The following is a 26,015-nucleotide window of genomic DNA, read 5'->3' on the forward strand; positions in this document are numbered from 1 at the left end:
GGCTTTTTCTTTTTTCACGTTGTTCACTTAAGACGGTTTTTCTGCGGAATAGGCAGAGAATTTTGATATCACCGTTGGTATTAGCGGTGTGTTTCGGTAGAATAATCGTTTGCGCAGCTTGAAATCCTCATCTCCATACGTTTTTGGAGAGGTCAGTGAGCATTCCGCTTTTGAGTGAGTTCACTAGATTTTGAGGATGCATATTTTCAAATTATTAGGTTATTACAATGAGTAAAAAATTCATTATCACTTGGGATGCAATGCAGACTTACTGCCGTGAACTGGCTGAAAAACAAATGCCAGCTGAGCAATGGAAAGGGATTTGGGCGGTAAGCCGCGGTGGTTTGGTTCCTGGCGCTATCTTGGCTCGTGAACTGGGTATTCGTTACGTTGATACAATCTGTATTTCAAGCTACGACCATGATCATCAGCGCGATATGACGGTACTAAAAGCACCTGAAGGCGATGGTGAAGGTTACCTAATCGTTGAAGACCTAGTAGACAGTGGTGATACGGCGCGCAAACTACGTGAGATGTATCCAAAAGCGAAGATGATCGCTGTGTGTGCAAAACCTTCAGGCAAAGCGTTGCTAGATGATTATGTGGTAGATATCGCGCAAGACACTTGGATTGAACAACCTTGGGATATGTCAATCCAGTACGCTGAGCCTGTAAACCGCAAGCAAAAATAAACGCTATTAAAGAATATTGAGAAATGCCCCTGTATAGGGGCATTTTTTTTATTATCATAATAACTCATGCTAATAGCCTAAGGTTCTTCCTATGTCTGAAGACGTCAGTAAAAATCTTTCCGAAACTTTGTTCGTGAAACATAAGCAAGCAAAAGAAACCTCTGCGCTTACCCAGTACATGCCGACCAGTCAAAAAATACTTGATGAGCGAGAGGCGCAGGGTGATCGTGCTTGGTATCGTCATTTGCGCCGCTTGCAATGGGCTTGGCAAGGGTTGTCTCCGATAGAGATGGAAGGTGTGCTTTCTAAAATCGCTTCTTCTTCCCACTCTCGAACCAATGATGATTGGTTAGACACCGTAATGGGATACCACAACGGCAACTGGACATTTGAGTGGATTAAGCTCGGCATGGAGCATCAGAAGCGTTCAAATGAAATGCAAGGTGAGGAGGCCGCCGATGAACTCTTCACTGCATCTCTATGTTTTAGTATCGCAGGCTACCCACATCTGAAGAATGATAATTTGGCCTTGCAGGCTCAAGTGCTGGCAAACAAAGCGTACTCTGACGGCGCAGAGAAGACCAAGTACACCATCAAGCAAATTGAAGTGCCTTACCAAAATCGCAAAATCATCGCGAACCTTCATTTGCCAAGAACCGACAAACAACTGCCTGTGGTGATGGTGAGCGCTGGTCTCGATACGTTACAAACCGACATGTGGCGTTTGTTCCGCAATCATCTTGCACCACGAGATATTGCAATGTTGACGGTCGACATGCCTTCGGTGGGGCACAGTTCTCACTGGCCTTTGACTGAGAACTCAAGCTGCCTGCACCAAGCGGTACTAAATGAGCTGTATTCATTGCCTTGGGTGGATCATCACAAAGTGGGGTTAGTTGGATTTCGTTTTGGTGGTAATGCCATGATCCGACTCTCTTTTGTTGAGCAAGAGAAGATCAAAGCTTGTGTAGCCCTCGGCGCACCCGTACATGATATTTTTACTTCCCCTGAGAAGCTGCAAAAAATGCCGAAGATGTATCTGGATCTGTTGGCTTCTCGCTTAGGGAAAAGCGCGGTTGATATTAATAGCATGGCGGGCCAGATGATGGCCTGGTCATTGAAGGTTCAGGGCTTCTTGAGCAGTAGAAAAACTAAAGTACCTATTTTAGCTTTGAGCCTTGAAGGCGATCCGGTGTCTCCACACAGTGATAACCAACTCGTCGCGCTGTTTAGCCAGTATGGCAGAGCGAAAAAAATCAGTTCCAAAACGATTACAAAAGGATATGAGCAATCCCTCGATTTAGCCATAAAGTGGCTAGAAGATGAATTATTAGGGTGACAATTCTCCTAAATTAGTTAAAAGTGATATATCTGAGCAAAAAATAAGCTCATGATAATTAAAAATAATAATCATTCTTGGGTGTTTACTTTTAACTATGAAAACGGAGATTCATATGTCAGAGACGACTCAGGGCCCGACTCACTTTCGCTTGATGTCAAAGTTGAAGGCGATAGGGCCTTACCTGCGCGAACCACAATCGCAAGAAGGGCGCTATTATTTTGATTGTCTATCTGTTTGTGTAGACGACAAAAAATCGCCTGAGAAGCGTGAATTTTGGGGCTGGTGGATGGATTTAGAATCCATCGAAGGAGGCTTTACTGCCAAATATCATATCGGCAAGTACAACAAAGAAGGGCAATGGGTATCTGAAGCCCTGCCTAAAAAAGCGGTAGAGGAAGTGTATCTGACGCAGAGCACATTCCATCAAAAGCTGGTTGATACTTTAGAAGAACACTTCAAATTAGAAGTCGAATATCACACGGAGTCTTTCGATTTCGCTTAATTTGGTTGTTTTCATTTAATACCAAACAAAAAGGTGCGAAAACGCACCTTTTCTCTTGTTAATTCCCTCTTTGATTGTTAAAACATCCTCTCTTTATTTGTTTTTCACTTCAGAAGACATCATGACAACGAATCAACAAAATGCAGTTGTTTCACAACCACAAACTGTCGTTGTGAAACTGGGTACAAGTGTGCTGACAGGCGGTACTCTGGCACTCGACCGTGCTCACATGGTTGAGTTAGCGCGCCAGTGTGCTGAGCTTAAAAAACAAGGCCATTCAGTGGTAATGGTTTCGTCTGGTGCTATTGCAGCAGGCCGTGAGCATCTTGGTTACCCCGCATTGCCCAACGAGATGGCGAGTAAACAATTACTTGCGGCGGTGGGTCAAAGTCGCTTGATTCAAACATGGGAGTCTTTGTTTGGTATTTACGGCATCAAGATCGGCCAAATGCTACTAACTCGTGCTGATTTAGAAGATCGCGAGCGATTCTTAAACGCACGTGACACCATCAATGCGCTCGTTGCGAACGATATTATTCCTATCGTAAACGAAAATGATGCCGTTGCGACCAGTGAGATTAAAGTGGGCGATAACGACAACCTTTCCGCTTTGGTGGGCATTTTGTGTGGCGCAGATAAGCTCTTGCTTTTAACTGACCAAAAAGGTCTGTTTACTGCTGACCCTCGTAAAGACCCAAACGCAGAGTTGATCAAGGAAGTAAAAACCATCGACGATACGCTGCGTAAAATCGCAGGAGGAAGTGGTACAACATTGGGTACTGGCGGTATGGCAACGAAGCTGCAAGCCGCAGACATCGCTCGCCGCGCTGGTATCGAGGTTATTATTGCTGCCGGTAGTGCACCGAATGTTATCTTTGACTCTTTGAGTGCAGAGCCACAAGGCACACGCTTCCTACCTTGCGCTGAAGCTTTAGAAAACCGTAAACGCTGGATTCTGGCGGGACCTGCGGCATCGGGCGACATCATTATTGATGACGGTGCGGTAAATGCTGTGGTCGGTAAGGGCAGTAGCCTACTTGCTAAAGGGGTAATCAAAGTAAGTGGTGACTTTGCACGAGGCGAAGTGGCGCGTGTAACAAATTCTCACGGTAAGTTGGTGGCTCGTGGCATAAGCGCCTACTCAAGTGATGACCTAACTAAAATTACGGGCAAGCACAGTAAAGATATCATCTCTATTTTGGGGCATGATTATGGCTCTGAGGTGATTCACCGCGATGATTTGGTCGTCATTCAGGAATAGAATTAGAGGGAAGCAAAGTGGATTTAACGAATATGGGTAAAGCTGCTAAAGATGCAGCTTTCGAATTAGCGACAGCGTCAACTGCGCAGAAGAACCAAGCATTAGCCATCATTGCTGATGAGCTAGAAGCAAACTCCGTTGCTATTTTGGCGGCAAACGCTAAAGACATCGAACTTGGCCGTGAAGCGGGTTTAACCGACGCACTGCTTGATCGCCTTTTGCTGAATGAAGAACGATTGACTGCAATTGCGAATGATGTTCGCAACGTCATTAGCTTGAACGATCCTGTGGGCAGCGAAATCGACAGTAAGGTACTGGAAAATGGGATGTCATTGTCTCGCCGCCGCGTACCACTGGGTGTTGTGGGCGTAATTTATGAAGCGCGTCCTAACGTAACTATTGATATTGCGGCGCTGTGCTTGAAAACCGGCAACGCAAGCATTTTGCGTGGCGGCAAAGAGACATTTTTCTCGAATATGGAATTGGTAAAGGTTATTCAGTCTGCGCTAGCAAAGGCGAACCTTCCTGCCGCTTCGGTTCAGTACATTGAAAAGCCAGATCGTGAGCTAGTCTCTCAACTGCTTAAACTGGACGATTACGTCGACATGATCATTCCACGCGGTGGTGCTGGCCTACACAAAATGTGTAAAGAAAACAGCACGATTCCGGTGATTATTGGCGGCTTTGGTATCAGCCATATCTTTGTCGACGAATCCGCTGATCTAGATAAATCCCTGAATGTGGTTGAGAACTCTAAAGTTCAACGTCCATCTGCGTGTAACTCATTAGATACGCTGCTCGTGCATGAAAAAATTGCAGCACAATTCCTACCAATGATCGTAGAGCGCATGAACGATAAAGTGACGTTCGTGGCAGAGCCAAAAGCAAAAGAACTCATGGAGCAAGCGAAACAAGTTCGCGATGCTGTTGAAGGTGACTTTGATACGGAATGGTTGAGCTACACCCTTGGTGTAAAAGTCGTGTCTGATGTGAAAGATGCCATTGATCATATGCGTGTTCATAACGCGAGCCACTCAGATGCGATCATGACCAATAGTTTGGAAAACTCAGAACTGTTCATCAATTCTGTCGGTTCGGCGGCGGTTTATGTGAATGCTTCAACGCGCTTTACAGACGGTGCGCAATTTGGCCTTGGCGCAGAAGTCGCAGTATCCACGCAAAAGCTACATGCCCGTGGTCCAATGGGCTTAGAAGAGCTAACTAGCTACAAGTGGGTTGGTAAAGCGAATTACTTAGCACGCAGTTAACACATTCAACGAGATCTTGAGTGAAAAAGGGGCCTTTGGGCCCCTTTTTGTTTTGTCTAACATACCAATTCCGCTACACTACATGAGCTTTTATTTCGGTTTGAAAGCGTTATACCCAAATAGCTTTAATAGAGCCCGTATAACCATGAACGCGTGGTTAGCCGTGATTGCTCATGAGGTTATTTGGGTATAGATATGGAGGTGATATGCATTGTCCTTTTTGTTCCGAGAACGATACCAAAGTTATTGATTCCCGCTTAGTGGCTGATGGCCATCAAGTTCGACGTCGCCGTCAGTGCTTGGCATGTAGCGAGCGTTTCACTACGTTTGAAAGCGCAGAGTTAGTGATGCCTAAAGTGATCAAATCGAATGGTAACCGTGAACCATTTGATGAAGATAAAATGGTTGGCGGTATTCAACGCGCTTTAGAGAAACGCCCAGTGAGTGCTGATTCTATAGAGTTAGCGATCAGTATGATCAAATCACAACTGCGTGCGACGGGTGAGCGAGAGGTTCCGAGTGAAATGATTGGTAATTTAGTCATGGACCAACTCAAAGAGCTCGACAAGGTCGCTTATATCCGTTTCGCCTCAGTTTACCGCAGCTTTGAAGACATTCGCGAGTTTGGCGAAGAGATTGCCCGCCTAGAAGACTGAGTAGCTCATGACTCAACACACTCCTGAAAGAGCGTTTTCTGATTTAGATTTCGCCATGATGTCACGAGCTATTAAGTTAGCGAGACGTGGCATTTATACCACCGCACCAAATCCAAATGTGGGGTGCGTCATCGTTCGTGATGAAGAAATTGTTGGTGAGGGCTATCACCATCGCGCTGGTGAGCCGCATGCCGAAGTGCACGCGATGCGCATGGCGGGTGAAAAAGCAGTTGGTGCAACCGCTTATGTGACGCTAGAACCTTGCTCTCATTACGGCCGTACACCGCCATGTGCTGAAGGGTTAATCAAAGCCAAAGTGGCACGTGTGGTTTGCGCAATGGTAGACCCAAACCCTAAAGTTGCGGGGCGGGGCATCCAGATGTTGCGTGATGCTGGAGTTGAAGTACAAATCGGCTTGTTAGAGCGAGATGCCCTTGCCCTTAACCCTGGTTTTATAAAGTACATGCGTACAGGCATGCCGTTTGTTCAATTAAAAATGGCGGCCAGTTTGGATGGGCAAAGCGCACTCAGCAATGGGCAGAGCCAATGGATCACCTCCCCTGCGGCCCGCCAAGATGTGCAGCGTTATCGAGCGATGAGTGGTGGCATTCTCTCTACCAGCAAAACGGTGATTGATGATAATGCGTCACTCAATGTGCGTTGGGATGACTTACCTACCAGTGTTCAAGCGCAGTATTTACGAGAAGAACTTCGTCAACCAGTACGTGTAATCTTAGACCGTCAGAACCATTTAACGGATGCGCTCAAGCTGTTCCACACCGATGGAGAGCGAGTTATTGTTAGCCCAGATGGAGACTGTATCCCTCTATTGGACAGCGCTGACCAAATTGACTTATCAACAACATTAAAGCGTATCTCGGATGAGCACCACATCAATCACTTATGGGTTGAAGCTGGAGCTACGCTAGCGAGTGCGATGATAAAGGCTAATCTTGTAGATGAGCTCATTGTTTACCTTGCGCCAAAACTCATGGGCAGCGATGGTCGGGGGCTTATCGGTGCTTTAGGGTTAAGCGCTATGGCTGACGTCATAGATTTAAACATTACAGACGTTCGTATGGTTGGGGTAGACATTCGCATCACTGCCACCATCAAACGTAAAGAACTTAGATAAGAAATAGTATGTTTACAGGAATAGTAGAAGCAGTTGGCAAGTTAGCTGCGATTACGCCGAAGGGCGAAGACATCACCGTCACAGTTGAAACGGGGACGCTTGATATGTCAGACGTTAAGTTAGGCGATAGCATCGCGACCAATGGTGTTTGCTTAACGGTAGTTGACTTCGGAAGCCATTATTACAGTGCTGATCTGTCATTAGAAACCTTGAAGAAAACTGGGTTTGCTGAATACCAAGTAGGCGATAAGGTGAATCTAGAAAAAGCCATGTTACCAACAACGCGATTGGGGGGACATATCGTTTCTGGCCATGTCGATGGGGTTGGTGAAATTGTCGAACGCAATTTAGTTGGCCGCGCGATAGAGTTTTGGGTTGCAATGCCTGCGGAAATTAGCAAGTACGTCGCAGAGAAAGGCTCGATTACCGTTGATGGTATTAGCCTAACTGTCAACGACTTACGTAAAAATGCTTTTAAGCTGACGATCGTTCCTCATACGAGTGAAGAAACTACGATTGACCAGTTTCAAGTGGGACGTAAAGTAAACTTAGAAGTTGATGTACTTGCTCGTTATATGGAGCGTTTACTGCAAGGACAGCAAGAAGATAAGGCCGAGTCTCGTATCACGATGGACTTTTTACAGCAAAACGGTTTTGCATAAGTCTTGGGAGTGGCTGCGTGAGGCATGCGATAAAGAGCAGACTCACAGAACACCGCGAGATTCATTGACTTGCTTGGTGCAAAGCTCAAACTATTGACCTAACTAGCATTCACTGCAACATGATTTTTCATTGCTGTCGCAATAACAAATTTAGAATAACGGGAAAACAGACTATGCCAATCAGTACGCCACAAGAAATTATTGATGATATTCACGCAGGCAAAATGGTCATCCTAATGGATGATGAAGACCGCGAGAATGAAGGTGACTTGATCATGGCTGCCGAGCATATTACGCCGGAAGCCATCAACTTTATGGCAACCTATGGCCGTGGCCTGATTTGTTTAACCATGACCAAAGATCGTTGCGAAAGCCTAGGTCTGCCACCAATGGTGCAAGACAATAATGCGCAATACACAACCAACTTTACTGTTTCGATTGAGGCGGCAGAAGGGGTAACGACGGGTATTTCAGCCGCGGATCGCGCACGTACGGTTCAAGCGGCAGTCGCGCCAAACGCCAAAGCTGCGGATTTGGTGCAGCCTGGTCATATCTTCCCGCTCGCGGCCCAAGATGGCGGCGTACTGACTCGCGCTGGTCACACTGAAGCTGGCTGTGATTTGGCTCGCCTTGCTGGTTTAGAGCCTGCATCGGTGATTGTTGAGATCTTAAATGACGACGGCACCATGGCTCGTCGCCCTGATCTAGAGATCTTTGCAGAGAAGCACGGTATTAAATTGGGCACTATTGCCGACCTAATTGAGTACCGCAATAACACTGAGACAACGATTGAACGTGTGGCAGAGTGCAAGTTACCGACAGAGTTTGGCGAGTTCACGTTATTCACCTACAAAGACACCATTGATAACCAAGTGCACTACGCAATGTGCAAGGGCGATTTGAAAGAAAAAGCGCCATTGGTTCGCGTTCACCTCCAAGATGTCTTTACTGATTTATTACGTAGCGATCGCAACGCAGAGCGCAGTTGGACATTAGACAAGGCAATGAAACGCATTGGTGAAGAAGGCGGTGTGCTGGTTGTTCTTGGCCATGAAGAATCGACCGATCTACTTATTCATCGTGTGAAGATGTTTGAAGCGCAAGACAAAGGTGAAGCACCAACGCTTGCTAAGAAACAGGGAACGTCTCGCCGTGTCGGTGTGGGCTCACAGATTCTTGCGGATCTCGGTGTACATGATATGCGCCTTCTGTCATCGACCAACAAAAAGTACCACGCATTAGGTGGTTTTGGTCTGAACGTGGTTGAGTACGTCTGTGAGTAACAACCGAACAATAAGTTCCTAGTCTTTTACGCACTCAACTCGTCAATGGCTAGGAACCGGTGATTTGCCTCCAATTTCCATTAGATATTGCTCACAAATTTGTGCTAGAATCCGGCGATTCTCACTTGATGAACATATTTCACTTATAAATAGAGTTAAAGGAAAGCTTATGAAAGTGATCGAGGGTGGCTTCCCAGCGCCAAATGCAAAAATTGCTATCGTTATTTCTCGTTTCAACAGTTTTATTAACGAAAGCCTACTTTCTGGTGCGATCGATACACTAAAGCGTCACGGACAAGTAAGCGAAGACAACATCACGGTTGTGCGTTGTCCAGGTGCCGTAGAACTACCTCTAGTAGCTCAGCGTGTTGCTAAAACTGGCAAATTCGACGCTATTGTTTCTCTAGGGTCTGTTATTCGCGGTGGAACGCCTCACTTTGACTATGTTTGTAGTGAAATGAACAAAGGTCTAGCACAAGTGTCTATGGAATTCAGCATTCCAGTAGCATTTGGTGTTTTGACTGTTGATACGATCGATCAAGCGATTGAACGCGCAGGAACCAAGGCTGGTAATAAAGGTGCAGAGGCTGCACTAAGCGCACTTGAAATGATTAATGTACTATCTGAAATTGATTCCTAATGGGGGCCAGTGTGAAACCAGCCGCACGTCGTAACGCACGTCAATTCGCTCTACAGGCGATCTACTCATGGCAAATTACTAAAGAGAATGTTGCCAAGATTGAAGAACAGTTTTTGTCTGGCGACAAATACGATGAAGAAGAACTTCATGCATCTGAGCCAGCGCTTGCTGCTCCAGAAACAGACGTAGCTTACTTCCGTGAACTACTAAGCGGTGTTGTACTTAGCCACGCTGAGCTAGATAGCAAAATTCGTCCATACATCTCTCGTCCTATGCAGGATTTAGATATGATGGAACTTGCTCTTCTTCGCCTTGCTATGTACGAGATGACTCGTCGCGAAGATGTTCCTTACAAAGTTGTTATCAATGAAGCGATTGAACTTGCAAAAGTCTTCGCAGCAGAAGATAGCCACAAGTTTGTGAACGGTGTACTTGATAAAGCAGCACCTCACATTCGTAAGAAATAACGATTTCTTCAATGAAAAGGTCAGCACATGCTGACCTTTTTTGTATCAAAAGCTTTTACATCAAAAAGTAAGTGAATTATGTCTGGTGAATTTAATCTGATAGACAAATACTTCGTCGGTCGTCAGAGCCAACGTAAAGATGTCCATCTAGCCGCTGGTGATGATTGTGCTTTGGTCAAAGCGCCAGCTAATGTTCAGATTGCGATTAGCACGGATACATTGGTAGCTGGAACGCATTTCTTAGCCGGAGCGAACCCAGCATGGGTAGCACACAAAGCATTGGCTTCTAACATCAGTGATTTGGCAGCGATGGGAGCAACGCCTGCATGGGTGAGCTTTGCATTAACAATGCCCGAGCCAGATGAAGAATGGCTTGCACCTTTCTGTGATGCATTTTTCGAATTGGCTGATTACTATGGTATGCAGTTAATTGGCGGTGACACCACAAAAGGGCCATTGTGTCTGACTCTGACGGTGCAAGGTTTTGTTCCTGAAGGTAAAGCTCTCACACGTTCCGGAGCAAAGTCAGGGGACTGGGTGTACGTAACGGGGAACCTTGGCGATGCAAAAGCTGGCTTGGATGTGATTCTAGATGGCTCTCTACGCAGCAGGGCAGGTGCGGAAGCACTAGAGCGAGCTCATTACCTTAGTTCTCCGCGTGTGCTTGCTGGACAAGCTCTTGTTGGCTTAGCCTCGTCGGCGATAGATATTTCAGATGGTTTAATCTCTGATATTAAGCACATTTTACAGCGATCTCAGGTTGGGGTGAGTATTGATGTCTCTCAGCTACCGATCTCTTCAGAATTAGTCCAGTTTTTAGATGATAAGATCAGCGCGCAGCAGTATGCTTTAGCAAGTGGCGAAGAATACGAGTTGTGTTTTACCGTGCCGGAGCAAAATCGAGGCTCGTTACAAAGCGCTTTATCTCATACTGGCTGTAAGGTCACATGTATTGGTCAAATCCGACCAAATGGAACCTTCGAGCTGCATGATAACAATCAACCACTTGATTGGGACTTAAGTGGCTTCGACCACTTTAAATGATCTGAGCTAAGCTCTAGCCAAGAGCCTGTTACTATTGAGCAACTCGCAGGCGTGACGATTGAAACCAAACTAGCAGTATAGGTTTAAGGATATGACCAACCCTCTTTCTCTGATTTCATTAAAGAACCCGTGGCATCTATTGGCGACGGGGTTTGGCAGTGGATTATCCCCGTTTATCCCAGGAACAATGGGGACACTGGCGGCTGTGCCTCTCTTTTTGTTGTTGGCACAATTACCATTTACGGCGTATGTCATTGTTGTTCTGATTTCGTGTGTGATCGGCATTCAAATATGCCAAGTGACGTCTGCAGACATGAAGGTGCATGATCATGGTTCAATCGTATGGGATGAATTTGCGGGTTTTTGGATTACGATGGGTATCGTCCCTGCGTTAAATATTCCGTTGACCGAGTGGAAGTGGTTGCTCACTGGCTTCATCTTGTTCCGTTTTTTCGACATGGTAAAACCGTGGCCAATTGGGTGGCTAGATAAGCGAGTTCACGGTGGGCTGGGTATTATGGTTGATGATATCGTGGCGGGAATTATGGCCGGTGTTGCCCTGTTTCTAGTCGCAAAATACGCAGGCTGGATGAATTAAACGTTGGACATAAAAAAGGGATGCCATGAGCATCCCTTTTTAAATTCTATTTTGCTAAATAATCCAAGATGGATTTTTCAATCCCTTTTGCATCGAGACCAAGCTCTTCATGCAGTTCATCTTGTGTTCCTTGATGAATAAACTCATCGGGTAAGCCTAGGTTTAAGACTGGCTTAATGATTTTATCTTTCATCATGAACTCAACGACACCTGCACCAGCACCACCCGCGATAACATTTTCTTCTAACGTCACGAGCACATCATGATCTGCGGCTAATTGACGAATTAATGCTTCATCGAGCGGCTTCACAAAGCGCATATCAGCAACAGTGGCGTTAAGGTATTCTGCCGCTTCTAGCGCGTTACCCAAGAAAGTACCAAAGTTCAGAATAGCAACTTTTTCACCTTGGCGAACCATGCGTCCTTTACCGATTTCTAAAGCCGTAAACTCAGTTTCGATTTCTACGCCCATCCCGCTACCGCGAGGGTATCGAACCGCACTAGGGCCAGTATGTTTATGGCCAGTGTAAAGCATTTGTCGACATTCGTTTTCGTCACTTGGCGCCATGATCACCATGTTCGGAATACAGCGCATAAAGCTTAGATCGAATGCGCCTTGGTGAGTTTGGCCGTCTGCACCAACGAGACCTGCACGATCGATAGCGAACATTACTGGTAAATCCATGATCGCGATATCGTGGATCAGTTGGTCATAACCACGTTGCAAGAAAGTCGAATAGATAGCTACGATTGGATGATCGCCAGCAATTGCCATGCCTGTTGCAAGTGTCACAGCGTGTTGCTCAGCAATCGCAACGTCAAAGTATTGGTCTGGGTACTCTTTTGAGAAACGTACCATACCAGAGCCTTCGCGCATTGCTGGCGTAATTGCCATTAGCTTAGGATCTTGGGCCGCCATGTCACATAAAAAGTCACCAAAGATTTTTGAGTAAGTTGGCTTACCGCCACTGCTCTTCGGTAAGCTATTGTTTGCCGGTGCGAACTTCGGTACTGCGTGGTAGCCGATAGGATCTTTCTCGGCAGGCTCATAACCTTTGCCTTTCTTGGTCATGATGTGCAGGAATTGAGGGCCTTTGAGCTCACGCATGTTTTTTAGCGTTTTGACGAGTTCATTGACGTCGTGTCCATCAATAGGGCCAATGTAATTAAAGCCGAACTCTTCAAACAGAGTGCCAGGCACTACCATGCCTTTTAGGTGCTCTTCCGTACGGCGAACCAACTCTTTAATAGGTGGAACACCAGACAGCACTTTCTTACCGCCTTCACGGATAGAAGTGTACAAGCTGCCAGAAAGTACCTTAGCAAGGTGGTTATTCAGGGCGCCGACGTTTTCTGAAATCGACATTTCGTTGTCGTTCAGAATAACCAACATATCAGGATGAACGTCGCCAGCGTGGTTCATGGCTTCGAATGCCATGCCTGCTGTAATTGCGCCATCACCAATCACACTGACGATTTTACGACCTTTACCTTCTTTTTGTGCGCTGATGGCCATGCCAAGACCAGCACTAATCGATGTCGAAGAGTGACCGACAGATAAGGTGTCATATTCACTTTCTTCACGCCAAGGGAAAGGGTGTAGACCATCCTTTTGGCGAATTGTTGGCATTTTATCGCGACGTCCGGTGAGGATTTTATGCGGGTAAGCCTGATGACCAACATCCCAGATCAATTTGTCGATAGGGGTGTTGTAAACATAATGCAGAGCGACAGTTAGCTCCACGGTGCCTAAGCCAGACGCTAAGTGTCCGCTAGATTGGCTCACTGAATTTAGCAGATACGTTCGCAGTTCATCACACAGATTTGGTAATGTTTCTTTCGGAAGGAGACGTAATTCTTCCGGTGTATTTGCTAACGCCAGTGTTGGGTACTTTGAAATATCAAGAGTCATATAAATGCGCGCTTATAGTGTTAATTTTTGCGCTCGATGACATATCGGGCGAACTCTTCGAGTAACTGAGTATTGTATGGGATAGCTTCCAATGCTTGAAGTGCTTCCTGTAACAGAGTGTGAGCTTTCTCAATGGCTCCCTCTAAACCCAGCAGGGAAGGATAAGTGCTCTTATTCAGACCTTGGTCGGAACCTTGAGGCTTACCCAGTGTTTCTGTGTCACTGATGATATCAAGAATATCGTCTTGAACCTGAAACGCCAAACCAATTGCTTTTGAGTAGCGCTCCAAGTGAGGTAGAACCTCGATACCTTTCTCACCAGCAGCTAATGCACCTAATTTTACCGCACAATCTATCAGAGCTCCGGTTTTTTTACGGTGTATCTCTTCCATTTCTTCAAGAGAAACTTGGCGATTTTCTGCGCCTAAATCTAAAGCTTGTCCAACACACATGCCGTTGGCGCCAGAAGAATGCGCCAACGCTTTGATCATGTTGATGCGTTGAGTCTCGGCTGCCGGGTTTAATTGACCATCGGCAATAATGGTGAAGGCGAGAGTTTGTAGTGCATCACCTGTCAGTATTGCGGTTGCTTCATCAAACTTAATATGACAAGTTGGTTGACCTCGACGCAGTTCATCATCGTCCATGGCTGGCAGATCATCATGAATGAGTGAGTAGGCATGTATACATTCGATAGCAGCGGCAGGAGTGTCTAAGTCTTCTGGTTTACAGCCGAGCATTTGACCTGTGATGTAAACAAGAAAAGGGCGAACGCGTTTTCCACCTAGCAAAAGGCCGTATTTCATTGCTTGAATCAATGGCTGCTCTTGATATGGAAGCTGATCGAGCCACAAGTTCAATTGCTGATTGTTTCTTTGTTGAAAAGACGTCAATGTCTGTTGCATCACATTGCTCACTACTGATGGTTATTCTGAATCTGGTTTGAAGTCACTCAGTGGTGCTTCATCATCTTCGCTGAGAAGAATACTTACGCGCTGTTCGGCGTCGCTAAGTTTAGTTTGGCCAGCACGAGCTAAGGCAATGCCTCGTTCAAACTTACGTAGAGCATCATCTAGGGCAAGATCGCCATTTTCTAATTGATCAACCAAGCTATCAAGCTCTTCAATGGTTGCTTCGAAGGTCATGTTTTCTGGTTTCTTGACCGCCATCTTTTTTCTGCCTTAATCAAGCCTTGGAGAAGATGCACGAAAGTTACCTTAGCCTAGTAACTTGGTCAAATTTAACCTTATATAATTGTCACAAAATTAGCGTTAAACGAGCCTAAGCGCTGAAACCCCATATTTTGGTTAAGGTTGTTAAGTCTAATTTGTGATCCATTAGCTAAGATTTTTCTAAAAATTCTGCGCGAGTTGTCGATACAGGTAATAATCCGCCCAATGGCAGTATTTGAGTATAGCGTGAGGAGTGCTTTGTGGATTTAGCAACCCTATTAGGTTTGATTGGTGGTTTTGCATTCGTCATTATGGCGATGGTGCTTGGTGGCAGCATCGGCATGTTTGTCGATGTCACGTCGATCCTTATTGTCGTTGGTGGCTCAATATTTGTAGTACTGATGAAGTTCACAATGGGACAGTTCTTTGGTGCAACAAAGATCGCAGGCAAAGCCTTCATGTTTAAAGCGGATGAACCGGAAGACTTGATCGCAAAAATTGTGGAAATGGCCGATGCGGCACGTAAAGGTGGTTTTCTTGCTCTTGAAGAGATGGAAATTAATAACACTTTTATGCAAAAAGGCATTGATTTGCTTGTTGATGGCCATGATGCCGACGTGGTAAGAGCAGCCTTAAAAAAAGACATCGCGCTTACGGATGAACGACATACTCAAGGCACTGGCGTATTTCGCGCCTTTGGTGACGTTGCCCCTGCAATGGGGATGATTGGTACCTTGGTTGGCTTAGTCGCAATGCTTTCGAACATGGATGATCCAAAAGCGATTGGACCAGCAATGGCGGTTGCACTCTTAACCACATTGTATGGCGCGATCCTGTCCAACATGGTGTTTTTCCCTATTGCGGACAAGCTTTCTCTGCGCCGTGATCAAGAAACGCTAAACCGCCGTTTGATCATGGATGGCGTATTAGCGATTCAAGATGGTCAAAACCCGCGAGTGATTGATAGCTACTTGAAGAACTACCTCAACGAAGGTAAACGTGCCCTTGAGATTGACGAGTAACTTGGAGAGTAGTGATGGATGATGAAGATAACAAATGCGATTGTCCGCCACCTGGTCTCCCGTTATGGATGGGGACATTCGCGGACTTAATGTCGCTACTGATGTGTTTCTTTGTTCTTCTGCTCTCGTTTTCTGAGATGGACGTGCTGAAGTTCAAACAGATTGCGGGATCAATGAAATTTGCCTTCGGTGTACAAAATCAACTTGAAGTGAAAGACATTCCCAAAGGTACTAGCATCATTGCTCAAGAGTTTCGACCGGGCCGACCGGAACCAACGCCGATTGATGTCATCATGCAGCAAACCATGGACATCACTCAGCAGACGCTCGAATTTCATGAAGGGGAGTCTGACCGAGCTGGTGGCACAAAGCGTGATGAAGGCAAGTTAACGGGGGGCCAATCGCCAGAAACGTCAACGCAAAACAATCAATCTGCAGAAGCGGACATGCAACAGCAGCAATCTGAAGAGATGTCGCAAGAGATGGAAACCTTGATGGAAAGCATCAAGAAAGCCTTAGAGCGAGAGATTGAACAAGGTGCCATTGAAGTTGAAAATCTTGGCCAACAGATTGTTATACGCATGCGTGAAAAAGGTGCATTCCCTGAAGGTTCGGCCTTCTTGCAGCCTAAATTCCGCCCTTTAGTTCGACAAATTGCAGAGTTAGTAAAAGACGTGCCAGGCATTGTGCGAGTATCCGGTCATACGGACAACCGACCGTTGGACTCAGAGCTTTATCGTTCTAACTGGGATCTCTCTTCTCAGCGCGCCGTATCGGTTGCACAAGAGATGGAGAAGGTGAGAGGCTTCTCTCATCAACGTTTGAGAGTGCGAGGCATGGCAGATACTGAACCATTATTGCCGAATGATTCTGATGAAAATCGCGCGCTTAACCGACGGGTTGAAATCAGCATCATGCAAGGCGAGCCACTATACAGTGAAGAAGTGCCTGTAATTCAATAACTAGACTTTAGTTTCAAGTCAGTAGAGAGATAAGAAAGCGAGCAGATTGCTCGCTTTTTTTGTTTTTCCAATCCGCTTGGGTGTATAATCTTGCGCCTTAAAAGTGAGCTCAGACTACTTTTTGTGACTGAAACGCGGTTTTACTGCGTATGAAGCATTGAAGTTGAGTGTCACTCTTTGTTGATTGCGAAACTAACCTGCGAATTAGACTATGAAATTTATTGTAAAGCCCCATCCAGAAATTTTTGTAAAAAGTGAATCTGTGCGTAAGCGCTTCACAAAGATTTTAGAGTGCAACATTCGTAACATCATTAAGAGCCGCACGGAATCTGTCGCGGTATTCAACCGTCGTGATCACATTGAAGTGACCTCTGAGAGTAACGAATTCCACGCTGAAGTTCTTGAGGTTTTGACTCATACACCAGGCATTCACCACGTACTGGAAGTGAAGCAGACCGAATTTAAAGACTTGCACGATATCTTCGAACAAGTACTGGAGCTAAATCGCTCTGCACTCGAAAATAAAACCTTTGTTGTACGTGCGAAGCGTCGCGGTAAGCACGACTTTACCTCTATCGAACTAGAGCGTTATGTCGGCGGTGGTTTAAACCAAGCGATTGAGAGCGCAAGAGTTAAGCTGCAAAACCCAGACGTGACGATCAAGGTGGAAGTCTCGAATGATAAGCTAAACCAAGTGCTGGCTCGTCATAAAGGTTTAGGCGGCTTCCCACTGGGCACGCAAGAAGACGTGTTGAGCTTGATCTCTGGTGGTTTTGACTCTGGTGTTTCTAGCTATCTGCACATCAAACGTGGCTCAAAAGTACACTACTGTTTCTTTAACCTAGGTGGTCCAGCGCACGAAATTGGCGTTAAGCAGGTTTCTCACTACTTATGGAACAAATACGGTTCTTCTGCAAAAGTACGTTTCATTTCAGTTGATTTCGAACCTGTGGTTGCGGAAATCCTAGAGAAAGTCGATGACGGCCAAATGGGGGTTATCTTGAAGCGTATGTTCATGCGTGCAGCAGGCATGATCGCTCAAAAGATGAAGATCGAAGCATTGGTAACAGGCGAAGCGCTCGGTCAAGTATCGAGCCAAACGCTAACTAACCTCCGCCATATCGATAACGTAACGGACACGTTGATTCTGCGCCCACTTATCAACTGGGATAAAGAAGACATCATTAACCTAGCACGCGAAATCGGCACGGAAGATTTTGCGAAGACTATGCCAGAGTATTGTGGTGTTATTTCTAAGAAGCCGACAGTAAAAGCGATTAAAGCGAAGCTAGAAGCGGAAGAAGAGAAGTTTGACTTTAGCATTCTTGAGCAAGTAGTTCGTGATGCTCGCATGATGGACATTCGTGATATCGCGAAAGAGTCTGAGCAAGCAGCACCAGAAGTCGAGCAGGTTGAAGCGGTAGAAGAGCACGCGGTTGTGCTAGATATTCGTAGTCCTGAAGAGGAAGACGATAACCCGCTCGAAATCGAAGGTGTGGATGTGAAACATATCCCATTCTACAAGTTGGGTACACAGTTTGGTGATTTAGACCAATCTAAGACATATCTATTGTACTGTGACCGTGGTGTGATGAGCCGCCTGCAAGCACTTTACTTGCAAGAGCAAGGCTTCAATAACGTAAAAGTTTACCGCCCATAGTTGACTGATAAAAAGACGTTAAAAGGCGCAAATTGAGACATCAATTTGCGCCTTTTTTGTTTTTGATCGCGTTACAGCTAACCATTACTTAGCATAATGTTGAGGCTTATCGCAAAGCCATACACTTTGTGTTGATATAACGATAATTAATCCGAAAGAAGAGTAATAAAGTGATGTTGCTGCCAGATATGCGGATGAGATTTTCGATAGATAAAAAAACACCGCCTAATTTAGGCGGTGTAACAAATTTGACAGACAGGTCAAAAATAAATACAGGAAGTATATGTTTTGTCACAGGGAGTGTGGACAAAACATTATGGTAGAAATCTACCTAACTCGAAATACGAGTTTGCAAACACAACATCGCAACAACGAAGCCAATTGATTTCCAAAGAAATCAAGCCGTTCAGGCTCGTGTTGCGGGGTGAAATATAGAATTTATCTGGCTGTTCGACAACGGACATTTTATAATGTTTCAGATTAAAAAAACTAATCCTATTTGAGGTCCCATATGTCTCGCAGATTGCCTCCATTAAATTCGCTTCGAGTCTTCGAAGCGGCTGCTCGCCATCTTAGTTTTACGCGAGCGGCAGAAGAGTTGTTTGTTACTCAAGCCGCGGTCAGTCACCAGATTAAAGCACTCGAAGAGTTCTTATCGTTGAAGCTCTTTCGTCGCCGTAATCGTTCGCTATTGTTGACAGAAGAAGGACAAAGTTACTTTCTCGACATCAAAGATATTTTCACCTCGATTGCCGAGGCGACAGATAAGGTATTGGAACGTAGTGAAAAAGGGGCATTGACGATCAGTCTACCGCCGAGTTTTGCTATCCAATGGTTGGTGCCTCGTTTGGCCGATTTTAATGCTCAAGAGCCAGATATCGATGTACGTATTAAAGCTGTGGATATGGATGAAGGTTCACTGACTGATGATGTAGATGTGGCTATCTATTATGGCCGTGGGAATTGGCCGGGTTTGCGAGCGGATAAATTGTACCAAGAGTTTCTGATCCCACTTTGTTCACCTTCGTTACTTTTAGGCAACAAACCATTAGAATCTCTAAGTGACCTCAAATTACACACTTTGTTACATGATACTTCGCGTAAAGACTGGAAGCAGTTTGCGCGTCATTACAACATCGAAGGTATCAATGTAAACCACGGTCCTATTTTCAGTCACTCGACGATGGTGCTACAGGCTGCTGCGCATGGTCAGGGGGTTGCGCTTGGTAACAACGTACTCGCCAAGCCAGAAATGGAAGCTGGACGACTCATCGCGCCATTCGACGAGGTGTTGATCTCCAAGAATGCATTCTACGTGGTGTGTCATGAACAGCAGGCAGATATGGGCCGAATCGCAACGTTTAGAGACTGGATGTTAGCGACCGCGAGAAAAGAGCAAGAGGAAGTACTAGATGAGCCAATGGATAGTTGAGGGACCTGAAAGCGGTCCTCTATTTATCTTTGCCCATGGCGCTGGAGCGGGGATGGAACATGATTTCATGACCGCCGTTGCCAAAGGATTAGTTGAGCAAGGAATTCGCGTAGTGCGATTTAACTTCCCGTATATGATTAAGCGAGCGGAAGATGGGAAAAAGCGCCCACCAGATCGTGCGCCAAAACTGCTGGAAGCCTATGAAGAAGTGATTGCTCACTTTACCTCTCAACCTATTGTCATTGGTGGCAAGTCAATGGGTGGTCGCATATCTAGTTTACTGGCTGAAAATGAGCTGGTGGCGGGCATTGCCTGTTTAGGGTTTCCATTTCACCCACCGGGAAAGCCAGAGAAATACAAAGGCGAGCACTTAGCAACTATTGAGAAACCTACGCTGATTCTACAAGGGGAGCGAGACACCTTTGGTAATCGTGAGGAGTTCGATGACTTTGTCCTTTCATCGCAAGTTAAGGTGAGTTTTTTACCCGATGGTGACCACAGCTTTAAACCGCGCAAGAGCTCAGGCCATACCGAGGCGGGTAACATCGAGCTCGCGGTAGAGCAGTTAGCGGCGTTTATCAAAGAGGTGTACCATGAAAAGTAAGTGGTTACTCTCATTTTCTGGTCTGTCTGGGCTGGTTTCTGTCGCTCTAGGTGCCTTTGCTGCACATGGGCTAAAAGCTCAGTTGGCTCCGTATTTACTTGGCGTATTTGAGACTGGAGTGTTGTACCAATTTATTCACACGCTGGCGATTGTGTTTTGTGCGGTTTTATTGCTATTGAATTTGGGACAAAAAGCACAAAAATATTTTTTCATTGCAGCGATTTGCTTTATCATCGGCATCTTTTGTTTTAGCGGCAGTCTTTACGCGCTGGCGCTGACAGGCATTAAGTGGTTTGGGCCGATTACTCCAATGGGAGGATTGCTGTTCATGATTGGTTGGTGTCTGTTCTTTTTTGCTGCGTTCAATATCAAAGAGGTCTCCAAGTGAAACAACTAATGCTCTATTGCCGTTCTGGCTTTGAGAAAGAGTGTGCTGGTGAAATTCAGGACAAAGCGACACAGTTGGAAGTGTATGGCTTCCCTCGTGTGAAGAGAAACTCAGGTTATGTTGTCTTCGAGTGTTACCAAGATGGAGATGCGGACAAACTTGCGAGAGGTTTGGACTTCAAGTCGTTAATCTTCGCTCGCCAAATGTTTGCGGTAGCGGCTGAGTTTCAATCGCTGCCAAGTGATGACCGCATTAGCCCAATTTTGAATGAGCTAGCAGACATTGAAGCGTTTCCTCGCTGTGGGGATTTGAGAATTGAAACTCCGGATACGAATGAAGCGAAAGAGCTACTGAAATTCTGCCGTAAATTTACTGTCCCAATGCGTCAAGCGTTGCGCGGTAAAGGTTTAATGTTGAACAAAGACAACGCGAAGAAGCCAGTACTGCACATTTGTTTTGTGGAGCCCGGCCACTGTTATGTCGGTTATTCTTACACAGACAATAACTCTCAGTTCTTCATGGGTATTCCTCGCCTTAAGTTCCCAGCAGACGCCCCAAGTCGTTCAACGCTTAAACTGGAAGAAGCATTTCACGTCTTTATTCCACGTGAAGAGTGGGATGAGCGTTTAGCTCCAGGAATGTGGGGGGTCGATTTAGGGGCATGTCCAGGCGGTTGGACGTACCAATTGGTGAAGCGCTCGATGTTCGTTCACTGTGTCGATAACGGCATGATGGCAGACAGCTTGATGGAAACCGGCCAGATCAAGCATCATATGGTGGATGGTTTTAAATTCGAACCAGATCGTAAGAACGTAACATGGATTGTTTGTGACATGGTAGAAAAGCCAGCTCGTGTTGCTCACCTTATGGGCCAGTGGCTGTTAAAAGGTTGGGCGAAAGAGGCAATCTTTAACCTTAAGCTGCCAATGAAAGGCCGCTATGACGAGGTGCTGCAAGACCTTGAAAACCTGAAGCAGTTCCTGATTGATAATAAGGTAAAGTTCAGACTACAAGCTAAGCATTTGTATCATGATCGTGAAGAGATCACGATTCATATCCAGTGTCTATCGAACATTTCGCCGTACTAATTCTATCTCCGAGTCATTTGGGGATAGTCCCGAGAATAGAAAAAGCGCCTTCAAATGGCGCTTTTTTATTGTCTGATAGCTCTATGGTTTGAAACCATCATCAGACACTATTCCGCCTTATTTGGTCCTGTAAAGCGAATGTCCTGTAAGTTAAAGCCGAGTTCAATGTCGCACTTTAAAGCCGCGACGCGTTTACATAAGCGTGCAGACTCAATGTGCTCGTCTAATTTTTTACGGTATTTCGGTGCGAGGTCTTCACTGGCGTAGGCTGCTTCAATATTCTCAAACTGAGTAAGAATCTCTTTCGCCGCTTTTGGTCCAATGCCCGGAACCCCCGGCACTTGGCTAGAGCTGATCCCCGTTAACCCCCAATAATCGGCCAGTTGGCTCGGTTTTACGCCGAACTCTTTTTCGATAAACGGTTCATCTAACCAACGATGTTGGAAGTAATCACGGATCTGTAGGGTAGGAGAAAGCAGCTGACAGTAGCCTTTATCCGTAGAAACGATGGTGACCTTTTCACCATGACTGGCCACTTTCGTCGCGAGAGTAGCAACCAAGTCGTCCGCTTCATCGCCTTCAGAAAGCAATGAATCAATACCTTGTTCCCACCATGCTTGCTGAATCGCATCTAGACCTTGCATCAGTGGTTCCGGCATTGGTTTTCGATTTTGCTTATAGTCCGGGAGAATCTTAGCTCGCCATCCTCTGTCTTGTTCATGGTGATCGAAAACCGCGATGATGTGTGTCGGGTTGGCTTCTGACAGAATGCGAGTGAGGGTTCTTTGTGTCGTGGTGATGGTTCTTGCTATGTCGGTTGGATCCGGTTGTGCAGAGTGCACACGGCGGATCAGGTTTAGGGCATCAATAATAACAAGATGAATAGACATAATGACTTAGCAATAAAAAGGGGCGTAATGCCCCTAGTGTAACGAATGCTAGCCTGACTATCGACCACCAATTTCTGGGTGAGCGATGCGATAACACGGTTCGTAGTCTGAACCGCCAGGTAATTTCATTCGGTGTTGTTCGACAAAGTCTTGTAGTAACTTATCGAGCTTTTTCATTAGCACAGGATCACCGTGAATGGTGAAAGGGCCTCGACGTTCGATTTCTCGAATGCCTTCGGCTTTGACGTTACCAGCCACGATACCTGAGAAGGCTTGACGCAGGTTGGCCGCTAAGACTTGAGGTTCTTGATCTAAGCTTAAATCCAATTGCTCCATCGACTCATGAGTTGGATCGAATGGTAACTGGAAGTTAGGCTCGATTTTTAATGACCAGTTAAAGCTATAAGCATCGCCTTTTTCTTTTCGGTGAAGGCGTACAGAGTCCATGGAGCGCTTCATGATACGTGCCACTTCTGCCGGATCGTCAATGACGATCTCGTAATGCTTTTGACCTTCTTCGCCAAGTGTATCGCGAACAAACTCGTCGATAGAGCGGAAGTACTCTTCACTCTCTTTTGGTCCAGTTAACACGATAGGCATTGGCTGATCGGCGTTGTCTGGATGCATCATAATGCCAAGAATATACAGCAACTCTTCTGCAGTACCCGGACCACCAGGGAAAATCACAATGCCATGCGCCATACGTACAAAGGCTTCCAAACGCTTTTCGATGTCTGGCATGATAACCAGCTCATTCACGATTGGGTTTGGTGGCTCGGCTGCAATAATCGAAGGTTCGGTTAAACCAAGATAACGTTGCTGAGTATAACGCTGCTTCGCATGTCCGATAGCGGCACCTTTCATTGGCCCTTCCATCGCACCAGGGCCACAACCCGTGCAGATATTAAGTTCACGCAAGCCAAGCTCGTTACCGACTTCACGTGTGTATTGATATTCCACGCCATTGATAGAGTGACCGCCCCAACATACGACGAGGTTTGGCTCGATACCTGGTGTGAGCGCTCTGGCATTACGCAGAATACCGAACACGAGGTTAGTGATGTGAATTGGGTTCGTCAGGTTGAGTCGTTGTGCGTCTGCTAAATGCATATTGACATAAACGATATCGCGTAACACGGAGAACAGATGCTCTTGGATACCTTTAATTATCTCGCCATCGACAAAGGCGTGCTCAGGTGGGTTAGTCAGCTCAAGCTTAATACCACGCTCGCGGCGCACTACGTTGACATCAAACGACTGGTGTTTATCGAGTAGCTCTTTCGAGTTATCGGTATGACTGCCGGAGTTCAACACCGCTAACGTGCAGTTGCGGTACAGTTGATAAAGTTCACTCGAGGCCGTGTTCTTTAAGCGCTCTACTTCTAATTGAGATAGCAAGTCCATGCTACCAGCGGGGCTTATATGGGTAATCATAACGCCTCCTTGTGTTGCATTATTTTGAGGGAAAGTACCAACTCACCTTTTTGGGTTATACGTATGGTTTGATGAAAGGCAGTTGGCCGATTTGGTTTTATGGTTATTGACTCCCAAGCAACCTCAAGATGGTACATTCGCGTTCTGTAAATGCATCATCTTGAAGTGACTTGGGTTTTTACAGCTTAGCAGACTGAAAGGGAAGAAATGTGATAACTCGTTGAAAATGGGTGGTTATAAAGCGTAAATTGCGCCAATTCTGGTTTGTTTGTTCGCTTTTTGTACGAAATCTAGCTCCAGTTAAGTTGATTTGTTCCACGTTTTTTAGCGTCCGCAAGCATCTTGCCGAGTCGATCGAGTACATACTCTGGCGTATCGGACTCTTTAAAAGAGGTCGACACAGCCGCTAGAGTGATCATGATATTTTGCTCACGGAACTTAAATGGCAATTGGCTAATATCACGCTGGATATGTTTAATGAGATCCAGTGTGTATTCTTCAGATTGTTCTGGAACGAGTAAAATAAACTCTTCGCCACCAAAGCGAGCTACCGTTTCAGTTTCTGATACGCGTTTGTTAATGGTGCGAGCGATGATCTTCAACGCTTTATCACCAGCCGTATAGCCATAGCTGTCATTCACCGCTTTGAAGTTATCAACGTCAAACAACACTACACGCAGGTTCTGTTGAGAGCGAATCCAACGGCGATACTCTAGCTCTAGTCGATCATTAAATGCGGTGCGGTTATAGACTTTAGTCAGAGGGTCTAGCAACATGCGCTGAGCTTGGTCATCTAAGCGTCGACGATGATCTTGGGTGGTTTCAAACACGGCTTCGAGCTGGTTCTTACTGTAATTCAAACGCTCTTGCAGCGCTTGTTCTCGTTCTTCCGTCATTTTAAGTCGCTCTGTCAGCGACGCCATTTTCGCAAGTAACGGGGCGACTTCTTTTTTTACATCCGCTAGATCTTGAGCTTGGTCGAGGGATAGTTGACTCAATTCAACCAGACTGTTCATTTCTGTGTTGAGCTCTTGGCGGTGCTCAAAGTAGGTATGATGTTGGTCGACGTTCTGATGAACGGTTTTTAGGTTACTTGCGAGAGAAGTGTTCAGCTGATCAAGGAATTGGCTAGACGCTTCGCGCTCAAACTTGGTTGCTTCGACAACCAATTTCAGCGTTGAGAGCGTAAGCTCAATGAGAGACTCTGCACTCACGCCAAGAAGCAGCTTAGCCCGAATATCGAGCAATCGATCTCCCGTTTCTCCCTCAAAATCCAGCTCGGTGATGGTATGTTGTAGATCGCTGGCTAAGCACTCAAGTTGAGACTTATCAGGATTATTCTCAAACTCACTGAGATGCAAACGCGAGTTGGAAGTGATGATTTTCAGAGCGCGTTCGTAAATGCTCAGTAGCTTAGTGGCTTGATCGGCTTTATTGCTGGCATGAGCTTCTGAGAAACTCATTAAGTTCCGTAGTTCACGTTTTAACTGCGCAGGTAAACCTGTGACACGTTGGAGTGTTTCACCACTGTGTTTGATTTGTTCGTCTAGGTAGCCGTTCTGTTTGTCCATCGTCTTCGACTGCTGTTTGAGCATTCTCTCTAATACCGCTAAACGTGGGATAAGAGTACTGATATCTTTTTGATGTTGCAGCTCTTGTTGGATTTCAAACAGGTAATTGGATACCTGGGTATTCGAACCCTGGCAAGCTGAAGACAATGATGCCACAACGCGTTTAAGAACTTGTTGTTCACGTTTGAATTTGAGTGAAGTATCACGATGTGTCAGTCTGAGTTGGTCAAGTTGACAACTCAGCTGATGAAGCTGCGACTGAATATCGGATTCCAAGATTCCCATGAAGTGACTACGGTTAAGTCCATGTACTACTGACAATTATCCGAT

26 protein-coding genes are annotated in these 26,015 nt (G+C 45.8%); 20 read left to right on the top strand and 6 right to left on the bottom strand.

The features are described from left to right. The first annotated feature begins 227 nt into the window (after positions 1-227). From tet(34) to pgpA, 13 genes are all read left to right on the top strand, one after another. Positions 228-692: an oxytetracycline resistance phosphoribosyltransferase domain-containing protein Tet(34) gene (gene tet(34), locus R2S67_RS14760; RefSeq protein ID WP_005391418.1), complete on the top strand. Its 465-nt coding sequence runs from the start codon at positions 228-230 to the stop codon at positions 690-692. 91 nt (positions 693-783) lie between these two features. Further along, complete coding sequence (gene frsA, locus R2S67_RS14765; RefSeq protein ID WP_005391416.1) at positions 784-2,031, top strand: esterase FrsA; 1,248 nt, start codon at positions 784-786, stop codon at positions 2,029-2,031. Between the two features lie 115 nt (positions 2,032-2,146). Next, positions 2,147-2,536 carry a sigma factor-binding protein Crl gene (gene crl, locus R2S67_RS14770; protein WP_005391414.1) on the top strand — a complete coding sequence of 130 codons (390 nt, stop codon included), beginning with the start codon at positions 2,147-2,149 and terminating at the stop codon, positions 2,534-2,536. A gap of 121 nt (positions 2,537-2,657) precedes the next feature. Then, a complete protein-coding gene (gene proB, locus R2S67_RS14775) occupies positions 2,658-3,797 on the top strand; it encodes a glutamate 5-kinase (RefSeq protein ID WP_005391413.1) in 1,140 nt (379 codons plus the stop codon). A 17-nt stretch (positions 3,798-3,814) separates the two neighbouring features. Then, positions 3,815-5,065 (top strand): glutamate-5-semialdehyde dehydrogenase, encoded by a 1,251-nt coding sequence (locus R2S67_RS14780; protein WP_317345356.1) that lies wholly within the window; start codon positions 3,815-3,817, stop codon positions 5,063-5,065. A 206-nt stretch (positions 5,066-5,271) separates the two neighbouring features. Then, entirely contained in the window at positions 5,272-5,721 is a 450-nt protein-coding gene (gene nrdR / locus R2S67_RS14785; RefSeq protein WP_005381578.1) for a transcriptional regulator NrdR, read from the top strand. A gap of 7 nt (positions 5,722-5,728) precedes the next feature. After that, positions 5,729-6,856, top strand: coding sequence for a bifunctional diaminohydroxyphosphoribosylaminopyrimidine deaminase/5-amino-6-(5-phosphoribosylamino)uracil reductase RibD (gene ribD / locus R2S67_RS14790; protein WP_074190969.1), 1,128 nt, complete (start codon positions 5,729-5,731; stop codon positions 6,854-6,856). 8 nt (positions 6,857-6,864) lie between these two features. Beyond that, positions 6,865-7,518 (top strand): riboflavin synthase, encoded by a 654-nt coding sequence (locus tag R2S67_RS14795; protein ID WP_053811835.1) that lies wholly within the window; start codon positions 6,865-6,867, stop codon positions 7,516-7,518. A gap of 173 nt (positions 7,519-7,691) precedes the next feature. After that, positions 7,692-8,801 carry a bifunctional 3,4-dihydroxy-2-butanone-4-phosphate synthase/GTP cyclohydrolase II gene (gene ribBA, locus R2S67_RS14800; RefSeq protein WP_317345358.1) on the top strand — a complete coding sequence of 370 codons (1,110 nt, stop codon included), beginning with the start codon at positions 7,692-7,694 and terminating at the stop codon, positions 8,799-8,801. Between the two features lie 169 nt (positions 8,802-8,970). Beyond that, positions 8,971-9,441, top strand: a complete 471-nt coding sequence (gene ribE / locus R2S67_RS14805) for a 6,7-dimethyl-8-ribityllumazine synthase (RefSeq protein WP_005381572.1) — start codon at positions 8,971-8,973, stop codon at positions 9,439-9,441. After that, positions 9,441-9,908: a transcription antitermination factor NusB gene (gene nusB, locus R2S67_RS14810; RefSeq protein WP_005381571.1), complete on the top strand. Its 468-nt coding sequence runs from the start codon at positions 9,441-9,443 to the stop codon at positions 9,906-9,908. The genes ribE and nusB overlap by 1 nt, the downstream gene beginning before the upstream one ends. A 78-nt stretch (positions 9,909-9,986) precedes the next feature. After that, positions 9,987-10,952 carry a thiamine-phosphate kinase gene (thiL, locus tag R2S67_RS14815; protein WP_317345361.1) on the top strand — a complete coding sequence of 322 codons (966 nt, stop codon included), beginning with the start codon at positions 9,987-9,989 and terminating at the stop codon, positions 10,950-10,952. A 91-nt stretch (positions 10,953-11,043) separates the two neighbouring features. After that, complete coding sequence (gene pgpA, locus R2S67_RS14820) at positions 11,044-11,550, top strand: phosphatidylglycerophosphatase A (RefSeq protein WP_317345363.1); 507 nt, start codon at positions 11,044-11,046, stop codon at positions 11,548-11,550. A 46-nt stretch (positions 11,551-11,596) separates the two neighbouring features. Here the strand turns inward: pgpA and dxs are convergent, their stop codons facing one another. Genes dxs through xseB form a run of 3 tightly spaced genes read right to left on the bottom strand, consistent with a single transcriptional unit; the run spans position 11,597 to position 14,631 of the window. After that, a complete protein-coding gene (gene dxs, locus R2S67_RS14825) occupies positions 11,597-13,462 on the bottom strand; it encodes a 1-deoxy-D-xylulose-5-phosphate synthase (protein WP_046874309.1) in 1,866 nt (621 codons plus the stop codon). Positions 13,463-13,482: 20 nt separating this feature from the next. After that, positions 13,483-14,367: a (2E,6E)-farnesyl diphosphate synthase gene (gene ispA / locus R2S67_RS14830; RefSeq protein WP_005391389.1), complete on the bottom strand. Its 885-nt coding sequence runs from the start codon at positions 14,365-14,367 to the stop codon at positions 13,483-13,485. Between the two features lie 21 nt (positions 14,368-14,388). Next, positions 14,389-14,631 carry an exodeoxyribonuclease VII small subunit gene (gene xseB, locus R2S67_RS14835; protein ID WP_005381566.1) on the bottom strand — a complete coding sequence of 81 codons (243 nt, stop codon included), beginning with the start codon at positions 14,629-14,631 and terminating at the stop codon, positions 14,389-14,391. A gap of 263 nt (positions 14,632-14,894) precedes the next feature. Between xseB and pomA the strand changes: the two genes are divergently transcribed. From pomA to rlmM, 7 genes are all read left to right on the top strand, one after another. Continuing rightward, positions 14,895-15,656 (top strand): flagellar motor protein PomA, encoded by a 762-nt coding sequence (gene pomA / locus R2S67_RS14840; RefSeq protein WP_005381564.1) that lies wholly within the window; start codon positions 14,895-14,897, stop codon positions 15,654-15,656. A 14-nt stretch (positions 15,657-15,670) separates the two neighbouring features. Beyond that, positions 15,671-16,618 carry a flagellar motor protein MotB gene (locus tag R2S67_RS14845; RefSeq protein WP_006741833.1) on the top strand — a complete coding sequence of 316 codons (948 nt, stop codon included), beginning with the start codon at positions 15,671-15,673 and terminating at the stop codon, positions 16,616-16,618. A 211-nt stretch (positions 16,619-16,829) separates the two neighbouring features. Beyond that, positions 16,830-18,278, top strand: a complete 1,449-nt coding sequence (thiI, locus tag R2S67_RS14850) for a tRNA uracil 4-sulfurtransferase ThiI (protein ID WP_031780206.1) — start codon at positions 16,830-16,832, stop codon at positions 18,276-18,278. A gap of 511 nt (positions 18,279-18,789) precedes the next feature. Beyond that, entirely contained in the window at positions 18,790-19,710 is a 921-nt protein-coding gene (locus R2S67_RS14855) for a transcriptional regulator GcvA (RefSeq protein WP_005391378.1), read from the top strand. After that, the gene (locus R2S67_RS14860) at positions 19,691-20,314 is read left to right on the top strand and encodes an alpha/beta fold hydrolase (protein WP_317345396.1); all 624 of its coding nucleotides are present in this window, start codon (positions 19,691-19,693) and stop codon (positions 20,312-20,314) included. Before R2S67_RS14855 ends, R2S67_RS14860 begins: the two co-directional genes overlap by 20 nt. Further along, positions 20,304-20,702 carry a DUF423 domain-containing protein gene (locus R2S67_RS14865; protein ID WP_005391376.1) on the top strand — a complete coding sequence of 133 codons (399 nt, stop codon included), beginning with the start codon at positions 20,304-20,306 and terminating at the stop codon, positions 20,700-20,702. Before R2S67_RS14860 ends, R2S67_RS14865 begins: the two co-directional genes overlap by 11 nt. Further along, complete coding sequence (gene rlmM, locus R2S67_RS14870) at positions 20,699-21,790, top strand: 23S rRNA (cytidine(2498)-2'-O)-methyltransferase RlmM (protein ID WP_005391375.1); 1,092 nt, start codon at positions 20,699-20,701, stop codon at positions 21,788-21,790. The genes R2S67_RS14865 and rlmM overlap by 4 nt, the downstream gene beginning before the upstream one ends. A gap of 107 nt (positions 21,791-21,897) precedes the next feature. Here the strand turns inward: rlmM and xni are convergent, their stop codons facing one another. The 3 genes from xni to R2S67_RS14885 all read right to left on the bottom strand — a co-directional run bounded on the left by xni (position 21,898) and on the right by R2S67_RS14885 (position 25,970). Beyond that, entirely contained in the window at positions 21,898-22,680 is a 783-nt protein-coding gene (xni, locus tag R2S67_RS14875) for a flap endonuclease Xni (protein ID WP_317345398.1), read from the bottom strand. Positions 22,681-22,737: 57 nt separating this feature from the next. After that, on the bottom strand, positions 22,738-24,114 hold the full coding sequence (gene ppnN, locus R2S67_RS14880) for a nucleotide 5'-monophosphate nucleosidase PpnN (protein WP_005391372.1): 1,377 nt from the start codon (positions 24,112-24,114) through the stop codon (positions 22,738-22,740). Positions 24,115-24,404: 290 nt separating this feature from the next. After that, on the bottom strand, positions 24,405-25,970 hold the full coding sequence (locus tag R2S67_RS14885; protein ID WP_006743207.1) for a sensor domain-containing diguanylate cyclase: 1,566 nt from the start codon (positions 25,968-25,970) through the stop codon (positions 24,405-24,407). Positions 25,971-26,015: the final 45 nt, after the last annotated feature.

This window comes from Vibrio sp. T13N (assembly GCF_032970445.1).
Classification (GTDB): Bacteria; Pseudomonadota; Gammaproteobacteria; order Enterobacterales; family Vibrionaceae; genus Vibrio; species Vibrio diabolicus.

Coding starts and splice junctions, on each gene's coding strand:
- nusB (WP_005381571.1), top strand. CDS start 9,441: ATGGGGGCCAGTGTGAAACCAGCCGCACGTCGTAACGCACGTCAATTC.
- proB (WP_005391413.1), top strand. CDS start 2,658: ATGACAACGAATCAACAAAATGCAGTTGTTTCACAACCACAAACTGTC.
- ribE (WP_005381572.1), top strand. CDS start 8,971: ATGAAAGTGATCGAGGGTGGCTTCCCAGCGCCAAATGCAAAAATTGCT.
- R2S67_RS14795 (WP_053811835.1), top strand. CDS start 6,865: ATGTTTACAGGAATAGTAGAAGCAGTTGGCAAGTTAGCTGCGATTACG.
- R2S67_RS14860 (WP_317345396.1), top strand. CDS start 19,691: ATGAGCCAATGGATAGTTGAGGGACCTGAAAGCGGTCCTCTATTTATC.
- ppnN (WP_005391372.1), bottom strand. CDS start 24,114: ATGATTACCCATATAAGCCCCGCTGGTAGCATGGACTTGCTATCTCAA.
- thiL (WP_317345361.1), top strand. CDS start 9,987: ATGTCTGGTGAATTTAATCTGATAGACAAATACTTCGTCGGTCGTCAG.
- ribBA (WP_317345358.1), top strand. CDS start 7,692: ATGCCAATCAGTACGCCACAAGAAATTATTGATGATATTCACGCAGGC.
- R2S67_RS14885 (WP_006743207.1), bottom strand. CDS start 25,970: ATGGGAATCTTGGAATCCGATATTCAGTCGCAGCTTCATCAGCTGAGT.
- xseB (WP_005381566.1), bottom strand. CDS start 14,631: ATGGCGGTCAAGAAACCAGAAAACATGACCTTCGAAGCAACCATTGAA.
- frsA (WP_005391416.1), top strand. CDS start 784: ATGTCTGAAGACGTCAGTAAAAATCTTTCCGAAACTTTGTTCGTGAAA.
- pgpA (WP_317345363.1), top strand. CDS start 11,044: ATGACCAACCCTCTTTCTCTGATTTCATTAAAGAACCCGTGGCATCTA.
- thiI (WP_031780206.1), top strand. CDS start 16,830: ATGAAATTTATTGTAAAGCCCCATCCAGAAATTTTTGTAAAAAGTGAA.
- nrdR (WP_005381578.1), top strand. CDS start 5,272: ATGCATTGTCCTTTTTGTTCCGAGAACGATACCAAAGTTATTGATTCC.
- ispA (WP_005391389.1), bottom strand. CDS start 14,367: ATGCAACAGACATTGACGTCTTTTCAACAAAGAAACAATCAGCAATTG.
- crl (WP_005391414.1), top strand. CDS start 2,147: ATGTCAGAGACGACTCAGGGCCCGACTCACTTTCGCTTGATGTCAAAG.
- ribD (WP_074190969.1), top strand. CDS start 5,729: ATGACTCAACACACTCCTGAAAGAGCGTTTTCTGATTTAGATTTCGCC.
- dxs (WP_046874309.1), bottom strand. CDS start 13,462: ATGACTCTTGATATTTCAAAGTACCCAACACTGGCGTTAGCAAATACA.
- R2S67_RS14865 (WP_005391376.1), top strand. CDS start 20,304: ATGAAAAGTAAGTGGTTACTCTCATTTTCTGGTCTGTCTGGGCTGGTT.
- R2S67_RS14855 (WP_005391378.1), top strand. CDS start 18,790: ATGTCTCGCAGATTGCCTCCATTAAATTCGCTTCGAGTCTTCGAAGCG.
- R2S67_RS14845 (WP_006741833.1), top strand. CDS start 15,671: ATGGATGATGAAGATAACAAATGCGATTGTCCGCCACCTGGTCTCCCG.
- xni (WP_317345398.1), bottom strand. CDS start 22,680: ATGTCTATTCATCTTGTTATTATTGATGCCCTAAACCTGATCCGCCGT.